The sequence below is a fragment of the Geopseudomonas sagittaria genome, from assembly GCF_900115715.1.
GTDB lineage: Bacteria > Pseudomonadota > Gammaproteobacteria > Pseudomonadales > Pseudomonadaceae > Geopseudomonas > Geopseudomonas sagittaria.
This window is the reverse complement of sequence record NZ_FOXM01000004.1, coordinates 270,351-287,394: the sequence shown is the minus strand read 5'-3', so window position 1 is coordinate 287,394 and position 17,044 is coordinate 270,351. Positions and strand designations below refer to the sequence as shown.

At 59.9% G+C, this 17,044-nt stretch carries 14 protein-coding genes and 1 pseudogene; 4 read left to right on the top strand and 11 right to left on the bottom strand.

Going from position 1 to position 17,044, the window contains the following annotated elements:
* Nucleotides 1-14 precede the first annotated feature (14 nt).
* Nucleotides 15-305 (bottom strand): helix-turn-helix domain-containing protein, encoded by a 291-nt coding sequence (locus tag BM297_RS07305; protein WP_092429773.1) that lies wholly within the window; start codon nt 303-305, stop codon nt 15-17.
* Nucleotides 306-395: 90 nt separating this feature from the next.
* Between BM297_RS07305 and BM297_RS07300 the strand changes: the two genes are divergently transcribed.
* The 3 genes from BM297_RS07300 to BM297_RS07295 all read left to right on the top strand — a co-directional run bounded on the left by BM297_RS07300 (nt 396) and on the right by BM297_RS07295 (nt 2,034).
* Nucleotides 396-830 carry a hypothetical protein gene (locus BM297_RS07300; protein WP_092429771.1) on the top strand — a complete coding sequence of 145 codons (435 nt, stop codon included), beginning with the start codon at nt 396-398 and terminating at the stop codon, nt 828-830.
* Nucleotides 831-968: 138 nt separating this feature from the next.
* On the top strand, nt 969-1,196 hold the full coding sequence (locus tag BM297_RS21480) for a hypothetical protein (protein ID WP_139231028.1): 228 nt from the start codon (nt 969-971) through the stop codon (nt 1,194-1,196).
* A 415-nt stretch (nt 1,197-1,611) separates the two neighbouring features.
* Nucleotides 1,612-2,034, top strand: coding sequence for a hypothetical protein (locus BM297_RS07295; protein ID WP_092429769.1), 423 nt, complete (start codon nt 1,612-1,614; stop codon nt 2,032-2,034).
* Nucleotides 2,035-3,012: 978 nt separating this feature from the next.
* On the opposite strand, the gene BM297_RS21475 is transcribed toward BM297_RS07295, so the two are convergent.
* The 7 genes and pseudogenes from BM297_RS21475 to BM297_RS07265 all read right to left on the bottom strand — a co-directional run bounded on the left by BM297_RS21475 (nt 3,013) and on the right by BM297_RS07265 (nt 12,749).
* On the bottom strand, nt 3,013-6,480 hold the full coding sequence (locus tag BM297_RS21475) for a tetratricopeptide repeat protein (RefSeq protein ID WP_139231027.1): 3,468 nt from the start codon (nt 6,478-6,480) through the stop codon (nt 3,013-3,015).
* A gap of 243 nt (nt 6,481-6,723) precedes the next feature.
* Nucleotides 6,724-7,557: a thymidylate synthase gene (locus BM297_RS07290; protein WP_092429767.1), complete on the bottom strand. Its 834-nt coding sequence runs from the start codon at nt 7,555-7,557 to the stop codon at nt 6,724-6,726.
* 101 nt (nt 7,558-7,658) lie between these two features.
* Nucleotides 7,659-8,099: pseudogene (thyA, locus tag BM297_RS07285) on the bottom strand (thymidylate synthase); the annotation flags it as partial.
* Nucleotides 8,100-8,238: 139 nt separating this feature from the next.
* Nucleotides 8,239-9,039: a prolipoprotein diacylglyceryl transferase gene (gene lgt / locus BM297_RS07280; RefSeq protein ID WP_092429765.1), complete on the bottom strand. Its 801-nt coding sequence runs from the start codon at nt 9,037-9,039 to the stop codon at nt 8,239-8,241.
* Nucleotides 9,040-9,067: 28 nt separating this feature from the next.
* Nucleotides 9,068-9,853 carry a sulfite exporter TauE/SafE family protein gene (locus BM297_RS07275; protein ID WP_092429763.1) on the bottom strand — a complete coding sequence of 262 codons (786 nt, stop codon included), beginning with the start codon at nt 9,851-9,853 and terminating at the stop codon, nt 9,068-9,070.
* An 85-nt stretch (nt 9,854-9,938) separates the two neighbouring features.
* On the bottom strand, nt 9,939-12,218 hold the full coding sequence (gene ptsP / locus BM297_RS07270) for a phosphoenolpyruvate--protein phosphotransferase (protein ID WP_092429880.1): 2,280 nt from the start codon (nt 12,216-12,218) through the stop codon (nt 9,939-9,941).
* Nucleotides 12,219-12,269: 51 nt separating this feature from the next.
* A complete protein-coding gene (locus BM297_RS07265; protein ID WP_090309017.1) occupies nt 12,270-12,749 on the bottom strand; it encodes an RNA pyrophosphohydrolase in 480 nt (159 codons plus the stop codon).
* Between the two features lie 141 nt (nt 12,750-12,890).
* Here BM297_RS07265 and BM297_RS07260 point away from each other — a divergent pair, with 141 nt between their 5' ends.
* Nucleotides 12,891-13,544, top strand: a complete 654-nt coding sequence (locus BM297_RS07260; RefSeq protein ID WP_092429761.1) for a histidinol-phosphatase — start codon at nt 12,891-12,893, stop codon at nt 13,542-13,544.
* A gap of 53 nt (nt 13,545-13,597) precedes the next feature.
* Here BM297_RS07260 and BM297_RS07255 read toward each other — a convergent pair whose 3' ends face one another.
* From BM297_RS07255 to ilvA, 3 genes are all read right to left on the bottom strand, one after another.
* Nucleotides 13,598-14,065, bottom strand: coding sequence for a DUF2269 family protein (locus BM297_RS07255; protein ID WP_092429759.1), 468 nt, complete (start codon nt 14,063-14,065; stop codon nt 13,598-13,600).
* Nucleotides 14,062-15,327 carry an SDR family oxidoreductase gene (locus tag BM297_RS07250; protein WP_092429757.1) on the bottom strand — a complete coding sequence of 422 codons (1,266 nt, stop codon included), beginning with the start codon at nt 15,325-15,327 and terminating at the stop codon, nt 14,062-14,064. The genes BM297_RS07255 and BM297_RS07250 overlap by 4 nt, the downstream gene beginning before the upstream one ends.
* Nucleotides 15,328-15,402: 75 nt before the next feature.
* Nucleotides 15,403-16,917 (bottom strand): threonine ammonia-lyase, biosynthetic, encoded by a 1,515-nt coding sequence (gene ilvA, locus BM297_RS07245; RefSeq protein WP_092429755.1) that lies wholly within the window; start codon nt 16,915-16,917, stop codon nt 15,403-15,405.
* Nucleotides 16,918-17,044 lie beyond the last annotated feature (127 nt).

Below are 17,044 nucleotides of genomic sequence, written 5' to 3'. Positions count from 1 at the left end.
TGCTCTGGATCCTCTTAGCCTGCCTGGCGGGATACGGCCTCTAGCTCGCCCCGGACTTTTTCGAGGAAGTTCGCTGGGGCGAGGTTTGGGTCAGCCTTCAGGTAGCAGTGTGCAAGCAGGGTCACAGGATGCACCCCTAGTACTCTCGCCAACGCATCAAGCTTTTCGAGCGTGGGGCTGTAGATGCCGCGCTCTAGGCTGCTGAGGTAGGTTCTACTGCTGACGCCTGAAAAGTCTTCTTGCGTCAATTTTTGGCTTACACGGATGTCCCTTAGGGCCTCTCCAAAAGCGGTCTTGAGCTCCACTCGTCAGCTTCTCTGTGCCTAAAGCAGAGGATGTAGCCACAGCGAACAGTATACGGCTACAATGTATACTGTTCATTTGAGGTCTGTACGATGTTCAGAGCGCACGAGAGCGTCGCCGTTGATTTCATGGGTCTGCTTGCTGCGGACGGATACAGCTACTGGCGGGTGGTGGAAAGTGAGCTGAACACCCCCTGGTTTCATGTGCGCATCGTGTTCACCCACGAGGACTGGGAGGAGTCCAGGATACTCATGACAGCGGAGGTATACATGCTGGAACACATCTTGAGCCTGCAGGCTGGGGATATGACCGTCACTGATATCCATGTAGTACTGCCAGGTTGGATGACTGGTCGTGACGAGTGGTCGATGGAGCGATTGACGGAGCTTAGGAATATCGAAGACGACAACAGATTCATCATCACGCTCTACACTGTCGAGAGCGGAAAGACTTATCGGACGGGTGGAGATGAGCGCTCAAAGAGAGGTCAACTCAAAGAATCTCGTTTGATCTACTGCCGTTCCTGAAGTACAGATTATTCAGATGGGGAATGAGGATGCTGTCAGGGGCGCCATTGAGCTTCCGCCGAAGCCGTATGGTCTGCAAGTGGCCTGGCTGATATTTTGATTGCATGTGGTTAATATGAAAGCTGTCTTGTAAATTTGATGGTGATGGGCGATTCAGATGATCATATTGCGTTGTCTGACATCTACCCGGACGAGTGCGAGCGCCACGGCTATCGTGTCGTTGGCCTAGCTCAGCGTCGAGTCATCGATACGATACCAGCTGGGGAGCCTTTCCGCGTGATCAAGGAGCGCACCCGCGACCTGCTGCAAGACCCGCAAAACTTGGAACTGCTGCGCCAGGCTGCTGCCGAGATGTCAGACGAATGATCCGTGGATCTGGAGCATAGAGCGCAGACAAGGGCGATGATGAATGAATCGGCCACCACTGCGATTTGCGGTCAAAACGGCTTAGTGGGCCTGGAGGCTCTGGATCGGCATCATGTGCATGCTGATCGCCCTTTCTATGTAAATGATTCATATACGAGGCATTAAGTGGGCTAATGCCTCGCATATGAACCATGGTGCGGCCTGAACAGTTTCCGATCCGGCGACCTCCCAGGGCTTGACCACTACCCCCCCCCGCCTGCGGCAGCACCCCACCGGGCCACTGTTCGTAACGGGCGTTACGTTCAATCTCCTCCCCCATCCGGAGGTCTCTGATTACCAGTGGGTAGGGACTGGCCTTCAAATCCTGCTCGCTGGGCTACCATTGAGGGAATTCTGGCCTGATCCGGAGACCTCCGTGAACAATAAATACCTATCCGACCTCGCGGACGAGCTGGAAGCCGAACACGGGCCGTACCCGCAGGGCCACGTCCAGCTGCAGCTGTGGTTGATGGCCAACCTGACGATGCTTAGTGGTGCCGGGATAGCCGATTCCGGCGCCCAGCGCCGCTGGCTGCACGACCGCTATCCAGCCTGGCTTCGTGAGCTGGCCGAGCAAGACCTATGGCTGAACCTGGAAGACGTTGGGCTTGAGATCGTCGATTTCCCTGATCGGGAGCAACCGCCAGACCAGGAGCGGGAGCCGCTCGACGCGGTGGACGTGGATTTTGAACCGCCGAAAGCCCATATCGAGCTTCATGTGCCGGACGATTTCGACCAGATGGGTGCGGACGAAATCCTCCATCTCTTTGAGGGCGGGGACAATGAGAAGCGCGATTGAAATGAGAGCTGATAGGGGAAGTGGCGGCCGGCTAAACCGATGAGCACGCCCCGAATTCGGCTTCGAGCTGAGTGCCCCATGTGTCTCACTCCTATTCTAGGTGTGTAGTCCCAGGAAGTGAGTCCGGCTCGGACTCGTCGTTGAAGGGATATGGTAGTGTCGCACCGTTATCAATGACGTTCGGCTCCAAGAGCCACTCGCTGAGGATTTTTTGCTCTGGGTACGGGAGCCCATAGGAAGGTACGAGCTCATGATAAATAGCTCTGGCGAGTTGAGGGTTTTCGCGTACATGTCTAATGAAGGCAGACCCTACAGCCGCCTTTAGCTTGAGTTCCAGCACATCAATGTCCATCACCAGCCTCTTACGGGTATTGAGCAGTTCTGCCTACTGTAGCCATGGCCCACGCATATGACAAAGGTCATAGGTAGGGCAGGGGGTATTTTTTGATGACTTGAACCCTGATATTTGAGGCGAACGCAGCCCCTTTATTTCGATATTTTGGCCGCTAGCGTGCATCCTATCAATGCTCCCAAAAAGGGACATTAAGTGCAAAAAACAGGCTCAATGTCCCTTTTGGGGAGCATTCTGTGAGCGGTTTTTCGAGATAAAATTAGCATATTTGCGTGAGCCTCTGCGCGCCACTGCTTGATAGTTAGCTTTCAATTGTGCTATCGGGAGTTTTGGGCTCGATGCTTGCGGAATACATCGCTGTCGGCCTAAGGCGCTAGTGGACGGCCATGATTATTCTGAGGTTGCGGCAGATGTTCTATTTTTCTTGACACTGTCATCAGTGGAGTCGTGCTCTCCTTCTGCAGGGCGCGATGAGCAATTCCGGGAAGAGATAGCAACGAGCGAGTCAGGTTGAGGCCCTTTGCGGGAGTTTCCTGAGGTCACTAATTTATTGTTAAAACGAGACCATAAATCCTGATTTCTCACCAGTAATTTTTATTATTCATTTGAGAATCATTGTTTTTGATTTATTGCTGATTGAACATGAAGTGCCCTTCCAGCCAGTCTAGGATGAAATTATTAAGTCTTGGGGCTTCTAGATTTGCTAGTCTGTTAAGAATTTCCAATGACTCAGGCATTCGTATAACCCTATCCAGGACTAGGCTTGTTGCTTTCATGGCCTTAACGTCAGGATGACTCAAGCTAATGCTCTTCTTGAGAAGGGTGTAAGCTGCAGTGTCTCGTGTGTCGTAGATATCATTGATCCAGATTTTAATGATGAATTCTTTTAGTACATTATAATGACTGGATGGCTCTGCATTTTTACTTCCTATATATCTTATTGCTGCGCGGAAGCTTTCTAGGTCTGCGCTGTCTTTTTTGTATATTTCGACGAGAGTTGTGCTGTTGAGTGCAATGAAGTTGTGGCGATACAGCGCTAGCTCTGCTATGCATGAGGAGTAAATTTCTAAGTCAATCGCATTGTTGTCTAACCCGATCTCCAATAATGCCTGCAGCCACCCGGAGTTATTTACTCCATATGCCTCTCTTGCAAATTGCCGGGAAAACCCGTCATCGGATATCAATACACATTTTTCGCTTTCAGCAATAAGGTAGGGGTCTAGTGCTTCTTGGTCAAGGATATTAATAAGCTCTTCTGTTGTGCCATCCAGCTGCTCGGGTAAAGCGAAGGATATGATTTTGCAGCGATCCTTGAGAGTGTTTACTCTCAATGTGAAAAATTCTATCCACTTTTCGCGCTCTTCGGTTGTGGTTATAGTCCGAATGAAGTTTCCACCGTCCCACCCAATAGACATTTCAGAGCCTATGGATGCACGCTGATTCTCAGCTATAGCCTGCAATCGATGAATTGAAGAGCCTGGAATGATGATCCTAGGGCAAATTCTAGTAATGGCATCTAAGATGACTGCGGATGAAGCTACCCATGCTGTATAGGTGTCGAGCACAATTCCTGAGTCTAATCTTGTCCGAATAGCTGCCTGGGCAGACTCTCGCTCTTGATGCGTGCCGACACATGTATATATGTCGCCAAAGTTTTGCCGAATAATTTGGGCGACATCAAGCACATTTCTTTTCCAAAGCTCTGAAATAAAAGAGAGTGGTATGTTTTTAGAGTGAAGCTCCTTCAGTATTTTCTCGTCCTTTTCGGCGTTCTGCTTGATCATTTCTAGGATGGGCTCTATATCGTCCCCAACCGTTTTTATTACGCCAAACCCGCCATGTCCTGGGTATTCATATTCATAGTTGTTGATTATGTGGTGGAATGCGTAGATGTATTTGTTTTTGACTTCGACCAGTGTCCATTCCAAGCTGCCTTGGAAAGTAGGTTGAGACCACTTGTCGCCAACTTTTTTGTTAATAAAGGCATCTAGGTATGGGTCTTGATCTGAAAGTCCGAGCTCAGCTCTTTCAAAATGGTCGTCCGCTACGTAGCGCTCAATAATAGCGTCATCTTGCGATTTGAGCTTGAAGTGAGTGCCTGGGCAAACCACCTCTATCTCCTCAATCGTAAGGCGGCTTCCTCCAAAAAGGAAAATGTTGGCATAAGCTAATGCAACATCTGGGTTTTTAGGGTTTTCCTTGTATAGTTTAAGAGCTAATTCAAGTCCGGTCTGTGGGGCGCCGTATTGAACAAGCAATCTGGCTAGGTTGGCGAGTTGGTTCGGCTCTCCATTAACCCTGTTGGGTTCAATTTTTTCCATCATTTGGCTAACGGATTCATGTTCGCCATTTAAGTGGAATATGTCCGCTAGGGCTAAAATTGCATTAACGTCATTGCCGCCATTGGATAGATACTCAGTCAGTGCTTCTTTTGCTTTGATAGAGTCTTTCCGTCTGTAGCAGAAAATACCGTACAGCAGGGTAAAGTAATTTTCCTTTGCTTGGTGCTTTATGGCTGATTCGAAAAAGGCTACCGCATCAGCTTGGACTGGTGTCTTGTTGATATAGGCAAGAGCAATTGCTCGGGTCTCCTCGCAATTTACTTCAGGTGGAGAAAAGGTTTTCAGGGCCAATATCATAGATGGCCAGTCATTACAGGCCTGTGCGACTTTTGAGAATGCCAAAGCTTCTTCTTTGACAAGGTTGGTGTCTATATTTTTTAGTCCATACTCATGGGCGATTTTTATGATTTGAGGTACTTTGCACGAGTATGAAAGAATGTAAAGCACGGTTTTTGCGCGAGAATTAATCCTTTCGCTGGTTATAAAGCTCTCTAGCTCTATTTTTCCGTTTATGTTGTTCTGAACGGCTTTGGCTATGCAGTGCGAAATTTTTGCAATAGCTTTCGTGTCATCGTCAAATCTTTCAATGACGTAATCTTGGAGCTTCGAAAGTTCGCTCCAGTTTCTGTTATTAATGTTATTTGCTAATGCGTATTTTCTTGATAGTGATACGTCTGATAGGAGTTTTATTGATTGATGGAATAAGTTGTCATTCCTGTAGTCAAGAGAAACCTGTACGCACTGTTCTACGAAGCGCTGGTTGGTGGGGTAGTTGTCTAGTAGCTCTTTGCAGTATGAAATTGTTTTGCTTTTATCTCCAGACAACACATAGCAGTGAAGCAGGTTTGATGCGTCTGCTTCGTTTGTGGCGTCAAACATGCACTCGCTGCTTTTAAATTTACCCCAACTATCCTCAAGGACTTTGGTGACTTCGCGGAGAGCATCCCCATCCGAGATGGGGATCTGGATTTCATCGCCAAGGCGGTTTTCTTCTACTATTTTTTCCAGTTGAGAAAGCGCAGCATGCATTTTTAGTGAGCTGTTCTCGGGGAATTTTTCTAGAGACTCAAGAACCAGTTTATAACGGCCCGGTGCCTTCTGGCTTAGTAGATAGTCCATATAAGCAGCGACTACATATTCGCTGCCCTTTGCAGTCTCTCCAATCAAGCTATAAAAACTTTCATGGTCGCCGCCAATGATCCTTGCTGCTTGTAGGCCATTGATTGCGAGTGCCTCATTGTTCGGGTCTTCTTTTATCTTTGTGACGGCAAATTCGTAAGCTTCTTTGCTCTTTCCTTCAATCAAATAGGCAAGTACTTTGTTGGCTAAAGCCTTCGCGTCGCTAGGGCAAAGGGCAAATGCTTCATGAAACATATTTGCAGCCACATTGGCTCTGCCAAGCTTGAAGTGGCAAACTGCACAGTTAGTTTTTACTCTGAACTGCTGTGTGTGGTTTAGCTTTGCGGCATGGCGGAGATAAAAGCGATCTAGCAATTCCAGGGCAATCTTGACTTGGCCTGCATTTACTATTTCGCGTAGCTCAGTGATTTGCTCGTCAATCTCAAAGGCGGCGCTAACGTCGATTTGGGTGGTGCTTCCTGGTTGAGCTCCAATATTAATTGCGAGCTTGTCTAGGTGCTCTTTGTCGGCGACGATTATGTTTATGTTTTCAACATTTCCGCCAACTGCAAGGGAGTTGTTTTCTGCTGTGACTTTTCTTCCGCCAAAAAGCGCTCTTAAAAGGTCTAGCATTGCAACTCCCTTGTATGGTTAGTGGCGGGTAATTACTTCTTCTTCGTTATATTGATTGATCCGTGGACATCTCCTCCAACTGCCACGGAGTCATTCTTCGCCTTCACAGAGTTTCTTTTTGAAACTCGATTGAATGTAAGCTTTATGACAAAAAAGAAGCCAATGAAAAGTGCGAGGCCAAAGAGGTACTGCCAACCTTCGAATGCAGAAAGGTTAATGTCCATTTCAATTCTCCCGGATATGTCAAATTGCAACAGGTGCTTTTATGCTCGGGTGCGCATCATAGTTGACAATCTCAAAGTCTTCGAAGTTATATCCATATATGCTTTCTGGCTTTCTCTTGATGATCAGCTGCGGAAGCTTCTTTGGTTCACGCTGCAGTTGAGTCTCTATTTGCGCCATGTGGTTGGAGTAGGCGTGCGTATCTCCCAGCGAAACTATGATTTCATGAGGAATCAAGTCGCATTGCTGAGCAAGCATGTGTGTGAGCAAGGCCAGAGCAGCGGTGTTGTACGGTAGCCCCAGGAATACGTCAGAGCTTCTAATGTACAGCTGCATTGACAAGTGACCATCAGCAACAAATGCTTGGTACAGGAGATGACAAACGGCAAGCGCTTGGCGGCCATTTTTTACATTCTCCTGAGGGGACATTTTTTCGTCGGGGAGGTACTCAGTGTTCCAGCCGTGAAATAGGATTCGTCGACTATTTGGATTGTTCTTCAGGCAGTCAATCATGTAATCAATCTGGTTGATTTTTCCACCATCTTTAGTGGGCCATGCAGTCCATTGAGCGCCATATATTGGGCCAAGATCACCATCTTCTGTGGCCCACTCATCCCAAATGGTTACTCCGTGTTCATTTAGCCACTTGGTGTTGGTGCCACCATTGAGCATCCATATCAACTCATTGGCGATACTCTTGAAATGGAGCTTTTTGGTAGTGAGGAGCGGGAAGCCGTCAGCAAGGTTGTGTCGGAACTGCCTGCCGAATACAGCCTTCGTTCCAGTGCCAGTCCGGTCGCCTTTCTGAGCTCCGTTCTCAATAACGTCCTTCAGCAGTTCAAGATATTGCTTCATGCCAAAAAGCTCTCAATGTGTTGGTAGGGCTCTCTTGAGCTAGTCCTCTGGCGCAAGGATGGAGTGGAGGATCTGACACCAGACTGACGCATGTCCACAAAATGGCACGGCGGCAGGGCCATCTGCTCGACCAGCGCCGGGTTCCACGCCGAGACGATCAGCCGGCGCGAGTCGGGGTTGCTCTTGATCATCGCGATCAGCTTGGCGATCTGGTCGATCGACTCGCCGTTGGGTGCCGGCCAGTTGCGCCACTGGTAGCCGTACACCGGGCCGAGGTCGCCGTTCTCGTCGGCCCACTCGTCCCAGATGCGCACGCCGTGGTCCTGCAGGTACTTGATGTTGGTGTCGCCCTGGAGGAACCACAGCAGCTCGTGGATGATCGATTTCAGGTGGCACTTCTTGGTGGTGACCAGCGGGAAGCCGGCGGCCAGGTCGAAGCGCATCTGGTGGCCGAACACGCTGTAGGTGCCGGTGCCGGTGCGGTCGGCCTTGAAGGTGCCGGTCTCGCGCACCAGGCGCATCAGGTCGAGGTACTGTTTCATGGCAGGGCTCGGCAAAGGGGGAGTTTCAGGGGGCGTAGGGTAGAAAACTCGCGCAGCGATTTGCTACCGATTCCGGCCGAAAGGTGGGCAATCGCGGCGCGAGTTGCCCACCCTACGGGGCTGGCGAATGAATTCGCCCCTACGCGGTACGTCCGACGCGGTGGTAGGCGTACGCCATGAGGCCCAGGCCGCCGAGGATCATCGGCAGGCTGAGGACCTGGCCCATGGTCAGCCAGCCGCCGGCCAGGTAGCCGAGCTGGGCGTCCGGCACACGGACGAATTCGACCAGGAAGCGGAACAGGCCGTAGCAGGCGGCGAACAGCCCGGATACCGCCATGGTCGGCCGCGGCTTGCGCGAGTACAGCCAGAGGATGGCGAACAGCGCCACGCCCTCGAGGGCGAACTGGTACAGCTGCGAGGGATGGCGGGCCAGCTGCTCGGGATCGCTCCACGCCGGGAACAGCATGGCCCACGGCAGGTCGGTGGGCTTGCCCCACAGCTCGGCGTTGATGAAGTTGCCGATCCGTCCGGCGCCCAGGCCCAGCGGCACCAGCGGGGCGATGAAGTCCATCAGCTGGAAGAAGCCCTTGCCGGTGCGCCGGCCGAACCACCACACCGCCAGCATCACGCCGAGCAGGCCGCCGTGGAACGACATGCCGCCTTCCCAGATGCGCAGCAGCCACAGCGGGTCGGCGAGGAACTGTTCGAAGTTGTAGAACACCACGTAGCCGAAGCGTCCGCCGAGGATCACCCCGCAGGCCACCCAGAACACCATGTCGGAGAGGGTGTCGCGGGTCCAGGCGGGGTCGAAGCGCGCCAGGCGGCGGCTGGCGAGCAGCCAGGCGCCGCCGATGCCGATCAGGTACATCAGGCCGTACCAGTGGATCTTCAGCGGGCCGAGGGCGATGGCCACCGGGTCGATCTGCGGGAAAACCAGCATGGTGATTCCTCGGAACGGGACGTTCGGGTCAGAGCAGGAAGTTCAGGCCGACGCCGAGCATCAGCAGGGCGAACAGGCGCTTGAGGATGTGCGCCGGCAGCCGGTGCGCCAGGTGCACGCCGAGGCGGGCGGACAGCATCGAGGTGGCGGCGATGCCGACCAGCGCCGGCAGGTAGACGAAGCCGACGCTCCACGCCGGCAGCTGCGCCTGCTGGCTCCAGCCGGTGAGCATGAAGCCCACGGCGCCGGCCAGGGCGATCGGCATGCCGCAGGCCGCCGAGGTGGCCACCGCCTGCTGCATGGTCAGGCTGCGCCAGGCGAGGAAGGGCACGGTCAGCGAGCCGCCGCCGATGCCGAAGATCGACGAGGCCCAGCCGATCACCCCGCCGGCGACACTCAGGCCGGCCTTGCCCGGCAGCGGGAGGGCGGTTCGTGGCTGGAGGTTGAAGGCCATCTGCGCGGCGACGCAGATGGCGAAGGTGCCGATGATCTTCTGCAGGATCTCGCCCTGCAGGCTGGCGGCGGTGAGGCTGCCGAGGCCGACGCCGGCGAGCAGGCCGAGGGTCATCCAGCGCACCACCGGCCAGTTCACCGCGCCTCGCTTGTGGTGGGCGCGCACCGAGTTGATCGAGGTGAAGACGATGGTGGCCAGCGAGGTGCCCACCGCCAGGTGGGTCATCACCGCCGGATCGACGCCCATGGCGGTGAAGCTGAAGATCAGCGCCGGGACGATGATCATGCCGCCGCCCACGCCGAACAGGCCGGCCAGCACGCCGACAAAGGTCCCCAGCACCAGATAGATAACGAACTCCATCACCATCCCCCGCACGCAAAGCGGCATGGTACCGGATGGCTGGCGGCGGCTCTAGGGCTGCGCGGCGGGGATGGCCTGGCGCGGCTCAGTTCTGCACGCTGCTGCCCGGGGCGAGCATGCGGCTCAGGCCGAGGTTGCGCAGGTGCAGCTGCAGGGTGCTGTGGATCAGCGGGGCGTGGTCGAGGGTCATCACCAGGTCGAGCAGCTCGCTGGCCTGCTGCAGCGACACCTGGCGCAGCAGCCACTTGACCTTGGGCAGGTTGGTGGCGTTCATCGACAGCGAGTCGAAGCCCATGGCCATCAGCAGCATGGCGGCCGCCGGATCGCCGGCCATCTCGCCGCAGATGCTCACCGGCTTGCCGACGTGATGGGCGTCGCTGACCACGCGCTTGAGGGCGTGGAGGATCGACGGGTGCAGGTAGTCGTAGAGGTTGGCCACCCGCGGATTGTTGCGGTCCACGGCGAGCAGGTACTGGGTCAGGTCGTTGGAGCCGACCGAGAGGAAGTCGACCTGGCGGGCCAGTTCGCGGGTCTGGAACACCGCGGCGGGGATCTCGATCATCACCCCGACCGGCGGCATCGGCACGTCGACGCCTTCCTCGCGCACCTCGCTCCAGGCGCGGTGCAGCAGGCGCTGCGCCTCTTCCAGCTCGGGCAGGCCGCTGATCATCGGCAGCAGGATGCGCAGGTTGTTCAGGCCCTCGCTGGCCTTGAGCATGGCGCGCGCCTGGACCAGGAAGATCTCCGGGTGGTCGAGGGTGACGCGGATGCCGCGCCAGCCGAGGAACGGGTTGTCTTCCTTGATCGGGAAGTAGGACAGCGCCTTGTCGCCGCCGATGTCGAGGGTGCGCATGGTCACCGGCAGCGGATGGAAGGCCTTGAGCTGGTCGCGGTAGATCGCCACCTGTTCCTTCTCGCTGGGGAAGCGCTCGTTGGTCATGAACGGCACTTCGCTGCGGTACAGGCCGACGCCCTCGGCGCCGCGCTCCTGGGCGCGGGCGATGTCGGCGAACAGCCCGGTGTTGACCCACAGCGGCATGCGGTGGCCGTCGGTGGTCTCGCAGGGCAGGCTGCGCAGGGCGTCGAGACCGAGGTTGAGCTGGCGCTCCTCCTCGGCGATCTCGGCGAACTGGCGGCGCAGGCCGGGCGAGGGGTTGGTGAACACGTCGCCGCGGTAGCCGTCGACGATCAGTTCGATGCCGTCGAGCATGGCGTAGGGCAGGTCGACCGCGCCCATCACCGTGGGGATGCCCATGGCGCGGGCGAGGATGGCGACGTGCGAGTTGCTCGAGCCGGTCACCGAGACCAGGCCGAGCAGCTTGGCGGGCGGCACCTCGCCGAGCATCGCCGGCGACAGCTCCTCGCTGACCAGGATGGTGTTGTCCGGGTAGACCAGCTTCTGCTGGCGCGCCTGCTGCAGGCAGGCGAGCAGGCGCCGGCCGATGTCGCGCACGTCCGAGGCGCGCTCGCTGAGGTAGGCGTCGTCCATCTGCTCGAAGCGCTGCACGTGGCCGTTGACCACCTGGCGCAGGGCGCCCTGGGCCCACTGGCCGGTCTCGATCACCTTGACCACTTCGCCGCCGATCGAGGCGTCGTCGAGCATCATCAGGTAGACGTCGAACAGCGCGCGCTCTTCCTGGCGCAGCTGGCTGGCCAGGCGCGCGGACAGCGCATGGATGTCGGCGCGCACCGCCTCGAGGGCGTTGTAGAAGTAGGCGATCTCGCCGTCGATGTCGTCGATGCTGCGGTCCGGCACCACGTCGAGATCGGCCGGCGGCAGCACCACCACGCCGGTGCCCAGCGCCACGCCGGGCGAGCCGGGCACGCCGATGAAGCGGGTGTCCGGGGTGGCCTTGCCCTGCTTGCCGAGGCCGCGGATCGAGCCGGTGGCCTCGGCATGGGCGATGACCCCGGCGAGCTGGGCGCTCATGGTGACCAGGAAGGCTTCCTCGCCCTCGTCGAACTGGCGGCGCTCCTTCTGCTGCACCACCAGCACGCCCATCACCCGGCGGTGGTGGATGATCGGCGCGCCGAGGAAGGAGGCGTAGCGCTCCTCGCCGGTCTCGGCGAAGTAGCGGAAACGCGGATGGCTGGAGGCGTCCTCGAGGTTGAGCGGCTCCTCGCGGGTGCCGACCAGGCCGACCAGGCCCTCGCTGGGCGCCATGCTGACCTGGCCGATGGAGCCCTTGTTGAGGCCCTCGGTGGCCATCAGCACGAAGCGGTTGCTCTGCGGGTCGAGCAGGTAGACCGAGCAGACCTGGGTGCCCATGGCCGCGCGCACGCGCTCGACGATGATCGTCAGGGCGGTGTCCAGATCCCGGGCGGAGTTGACCTCCTGGATGATCTTGCGCAGCGTGTGGAGCATGGTCAAAGGGGCGGCGCTCCTATGGTCGGTCGGGTGCAGTCGGTTGGCTGGTCAGTCGCGAATCGGCAGGCGCGGGGCCAGCTCCCGCAGCGCGCGGCGATACACCTCGCGCTTGAAGGAGACCACTTGACCCAGCGGGTACCAGTAGCTGACCCAGCGCCAGCCGTCGAATTCCGGCTTGGCGGTCAGGTCCATGCGCACCCGCTGCTCGTCGCCGGTCAGGCGCAGCAGGAACCACTTCTGCTTCTGGCCGATGCACAGCGGCTGGCTGTGGGTGCGCACCAGACGTTGCGGCAAACGATAGCGCAACCAGCCGCGCGTGCAGGCGAGAATGCGCACATCCTCGGGCTCGAGGCCGACTTCTTCGTTCAATTCGCGAAACAGCGCATCTTCCGGCGATTCCTGCGGGTTGATCCCGCCCTGCGGGAACTGCCAGGCGTCCTGATTGATGCGCCGTGCCCACATCACCTGGCCGACCTCATTGGCCAGGATGATGCCGACATTGGGTCGGAAACCATCGGGATCGATCACGGCAGGCACCTCGAAACATATATGCCCGGATTGTTCCACAAAGCCCGTCACAGCGGCAATGCGGATAGGCCGGTGCATGGGCAGGCCAGGCGAAACGGGGTACGCTTGCCACTTCCCTTGACTGCCTGAGAGAACCTATCCGTGCGTCTGGCGCTATTCGATCTCGACAACACCCTGCTGGCCGGTGACAGCGACCACGCCTGGGGCGACTGGCTGTGCCGGCGCGGCATCCTCGACGCAGCCACCTACAAGGCGCGCAACGACGAGTACTACGTGGACTACCTGGCCGGGCGCCTGGACATCCAGGCCTACCTGAATTTCTGCTTGGCCGTGCTCGGCCAGTACGACAAGGCCCAGCTGGACGCCTGGCATGGCGAGTTCATGGCCGAGTGCATCGAGCCGATCATCCTCGCCAAGGGCGAGGCGCTGCTCGCCGAGCACCGCGCCGCCGGCGACAAGCTGGTGATCATCACCGCCACCAACCGCTTCGTCACCGGGCCGATCGCCGTGCGCCTGGGCGTCGACACCCTGCTGGCCACCGAGTGCGAGATGCAGGGCGGCCAGTACACCGGACGCACCACCGACATCCCCTGCTTCCGCGAGGGCAAGGTGACCCGCCTGGAGCGCTGGCTGCTGGAGAACGGCCTGAGCCTCGACGACAGCACCTTCTACAGCGACTCGCGCAACGACCTGCCGCTGCTGGAGCTGGTGGATCGCCCGGTGGCGGTCGACCCCTGCGCCGAGCTGCGCGCCATCGCCGAGCAGCGTGGCTGGCCGGTGCTCTCGCTGCGCTGAGTGTTGCGGCGGGCACGAAGACGGCGCCCATGGGCGCCGTCTTCGTCCGTGGTTCAAGCCGGCTTGGCCACCATCAGGAAGAAGATCGCCACGAAAGCAGCGAACGCCGGCCAGCCGAGGGCGAACCACCAGGCCATGTAGCGCCCGGCGATCGCCGGCAGCGGCGTGCCGTCGCGCTCGGCCTGCACGGCGAGGTCGCGCACGCGGATCTGCAGCCACACCACCGGCAGCCAGCACAGCCCGGCCAGCCCGTAGAGGATGAGGGTGACCAGCAGCCAGCTCTGGCTCAGCGGCCAGCCGGCCAGATGGACCATGGCCAGGCCGCTGAGCGGCTGGACGACCGCAGTGGGGGTGGTGAACAGCCAGTCGGCGCTGACCAGGTGGCGGAAGGTGGTGGCGATGGTCGCCACCTGGGCGCTCTTCCACGCCCGCCAGGCGTAGTAGGCCGAGCCGAGGCCGGTGCCGAACAGTAGGGTCGAGGAGAGGATGTGCAGGGTCTTGAGCAGCAGGTAGAGGGTCATCGCCGGGTCCTTGCGGGGAGCGGCTGCAGCCACAGCAGCCAGAGGCTGACCGCCAGCAGCACCAGGTTCTTGCCGATGCCCTGGAGGGGATCGAACCAGTAGTGCGGCAGCAGGATGCTGATCAGCAGCGTATAGCCGAGCATCAGGGCGACCTGCGCCTGCAGGGCGCGGCGGCGCCAGCGCGTGCAGAGCAGGCCGATGCCCAGTGCGCCGTCGAGCAGTGCGCCGGCGATCACCGCGAGCCGCGCCGGCCAGCCGGCGATGCCGGCCTCGGCAAGGATGCGCAGGCTCCAGTCGAAGCCGGGGCCGAGACAGGCCAGCGCGGTACCCAGCCAGACCACCACCAGCAGCGCCAGCAGCAGTGGCTGCACGATCAGGGCGGCGCTGTCCGTCGCCTGCGGCCAGTCGTGCAGGCGGGCGGCCAGCGGCAGGCAGCGGTAGCCGCAGGCCTCGGCCAGCGGCTCGGCCGCGGCAAGGTTGTCGCTGCGCGCCAGGCGCAGGGTCTGGCGGTTCAGCGCGCGCCAGCCGCAGCGCTCGCCGAGCCAGGCGCCGGCCAGGGCCAGCGGCCGCGGCAGCGTCCAGTAATGTCCCGGCCCCCAGCCCTGGGCGGCGCGCAGGCGGTCGACGATCTGGCCCATGGTCAGCGCCTCGGGGCCGACCAGCGCCAGGCTGCACGGCTGCACCGGCCAGCGCTCAAGCAGGGCCAGCACCGCGGCACACAGGTCGTCGATGTGCAGCGGCTGCAGGCGCGCGCGGTTGTCCAGCAGCGGCGTCCACGGCCAGGGCGACAGACGCAGCAGCCAGCGGCTGCTGGCCGCGCCGGGGCCGAGCACCAGCGAGGGGCGCAGCACCACCGCGGCAATGCCGAGGCCGAGCAGGTGCCGCTCGGCGGCGGCCTTGCTGGCGAGAAAGGCGGTGTCCGGGTCGTCTTCGGCGCCGAGCGCGGAGATCTGCAGCACCCGCGCGCCCTGGGCGGCGGCCAGTTCGAACAGGGCGCAGGCGCCCAGGTGCTGCACCTCGTCCAGGCGGGCACGGTCGGTGGAGAGCAGGCCGGCGGCGTTGATCAGCAGCTCGACACCGGCGGGCCAGGCGAAGGCGTGCGGATCACGGGCCAGTTCGGCCAGGTCCAGCGCCAGCCACTCGCCGCTGGTGCCGGGGTCGGGCTGGCGCGCGGTGGCGACGACCTGATGGCCGGCCGCGTGCAGCGCGGCCTGCAGGTGGCGGCCGATGAAGCCGCCGGCGCCAACCAGCAGGATGCGCATCAGCGCACCCTCCGGTTCGGCAGGTGGAGCGGGTGGGGCATGGCGATCACCTCCCTGTGATCGATGCGGCTGCTCTCAGCCGAGGAACAGCTTGTAGGCCGGGTCGTCGCTGGCGCACCAGTACGGGTAGCCGATGCCGTCCAGCGCCTCGGTGAGCAGGAGCAGGTCGTCGTCGGGCACCTGCAGGCCGACCAGCACGCGGCCATCGGCGGCGCCGTGGTTGCGGTAGTGGAACATCGAGATGTTCCAGCGCCCGCCGAGCTTGTTGAGGAAGTTGAACAGCGCGCCGGGGCGCTCGGGGAACTCGAAGCGGTAGACCCGCTCGTTCTCCGCGCCCGGCGCGTGGCCGCCGACCATGTGGCGGATGTGCAGCTTGGCCAGCTCGCTGTCGGTCAGGTCGAGCACCGGGAAGCCTTGCTCGCGGAGCATCGCCACCAGCTGCTCGCGCGGGTCGGTTTCCGGGTGGGTCTGCACGCCGACGAAGATCTGCGCCTCGTTCGGGCGGTTGTAGCGGTAGTTGAACTCGGTGATCGCGCGCTTGCCGATGGCCTGGCAGAACGCCTTGAAGCTGCCCGGCTGCTCGGGGATGGTCACCGCGATGATCGCCTCGCGCTGCTCGCCCAGTTCGGCGCGCTCGGCGACGTAGCGCAGGCGGTCGAAGTTGACGTTGGCGCCCGAGTCGATGGCCACCAGGGTCTGCCCGCTGATGCCCTCGCGCTGCACGTAGCGCTTGATTCCGGCCACGGCCAGGGCGCCAGCCGGCTCGGTGATCGAGCGGGTGTCGTCGTAGATGTCCTTCATCGCCGCGCAGATCTCGTCGGTGCTCACGGTGACCACCTCGTCGACGTGCTCGCGGCAGATGCGGAACGGCTCGGCGCCGATCTGCGCCACCGCCACGCCGTCGGCGAACAGGCCGACCTGGCTGAGCACCACCCGCTCGCCGGCGGCCAGGGCGGCGCGCAGGCAGTCGGACTCCTCCGGCTCGACGCCGATCACCTTGATGTCCGGGCGCAGGTACTTGACGTAGGCGGCGATGCCGGCGATCAGCCCGCCGCCGCCGACCGGCACGAAGATGGCATCCAGGCGCCCCGGCTGCTGGCGGAGGATCTCCATGGCGATGGTGCCCTGCCCGGCGATCACGTCCGGATCGTCGTAGGGATGCACGAAGGTGTAGCCCTTCTCCTCGACCAGCTTGAGGCAGTGCGCCAGCGCCTCGGGGAAGGCGTCGCCGTGCAGCACCACCCGCGCGCCGCGCGCGCGCACTGCCTGGACCTTGATGTCCGGGGTGCTGCGCGGCATGACGATCACCGCCTTGATGCCGAGCTTCTTGGCGGTCAGCGCCAGGCCCTGGGCGTGGTTGCCGGCGGAGGCGGCGATCACCCCGCGGGCCTTTTCCTCCTCGCTGAGCTGGGCGGCCTTGTTGTAGGCGCCGCGGATCTTGAAGGAGAACACCGGCTGCAGGTCTTCGCGCTTGAGCAGGACCTGGTTGTTCAGCCGTTCGGACAGGCTGCGCGCCGGTTGCAGGGGGGTTTCCACCGCCACGTCGTAGACGGGCGAAGTGAGGATCTTCTTGACGTACTGTTCGAGCATCGGAGGGGCCGCAGGCGGAATGGGCAGAATGGGCCGAGTCTACTCCTGCGACCGATGGTCGGCCAACCGCCCGGCCGCTGGGCGCCGGCTTGGGGCTATAATGCGCGCCGATTTTTTCCTTCTTGCG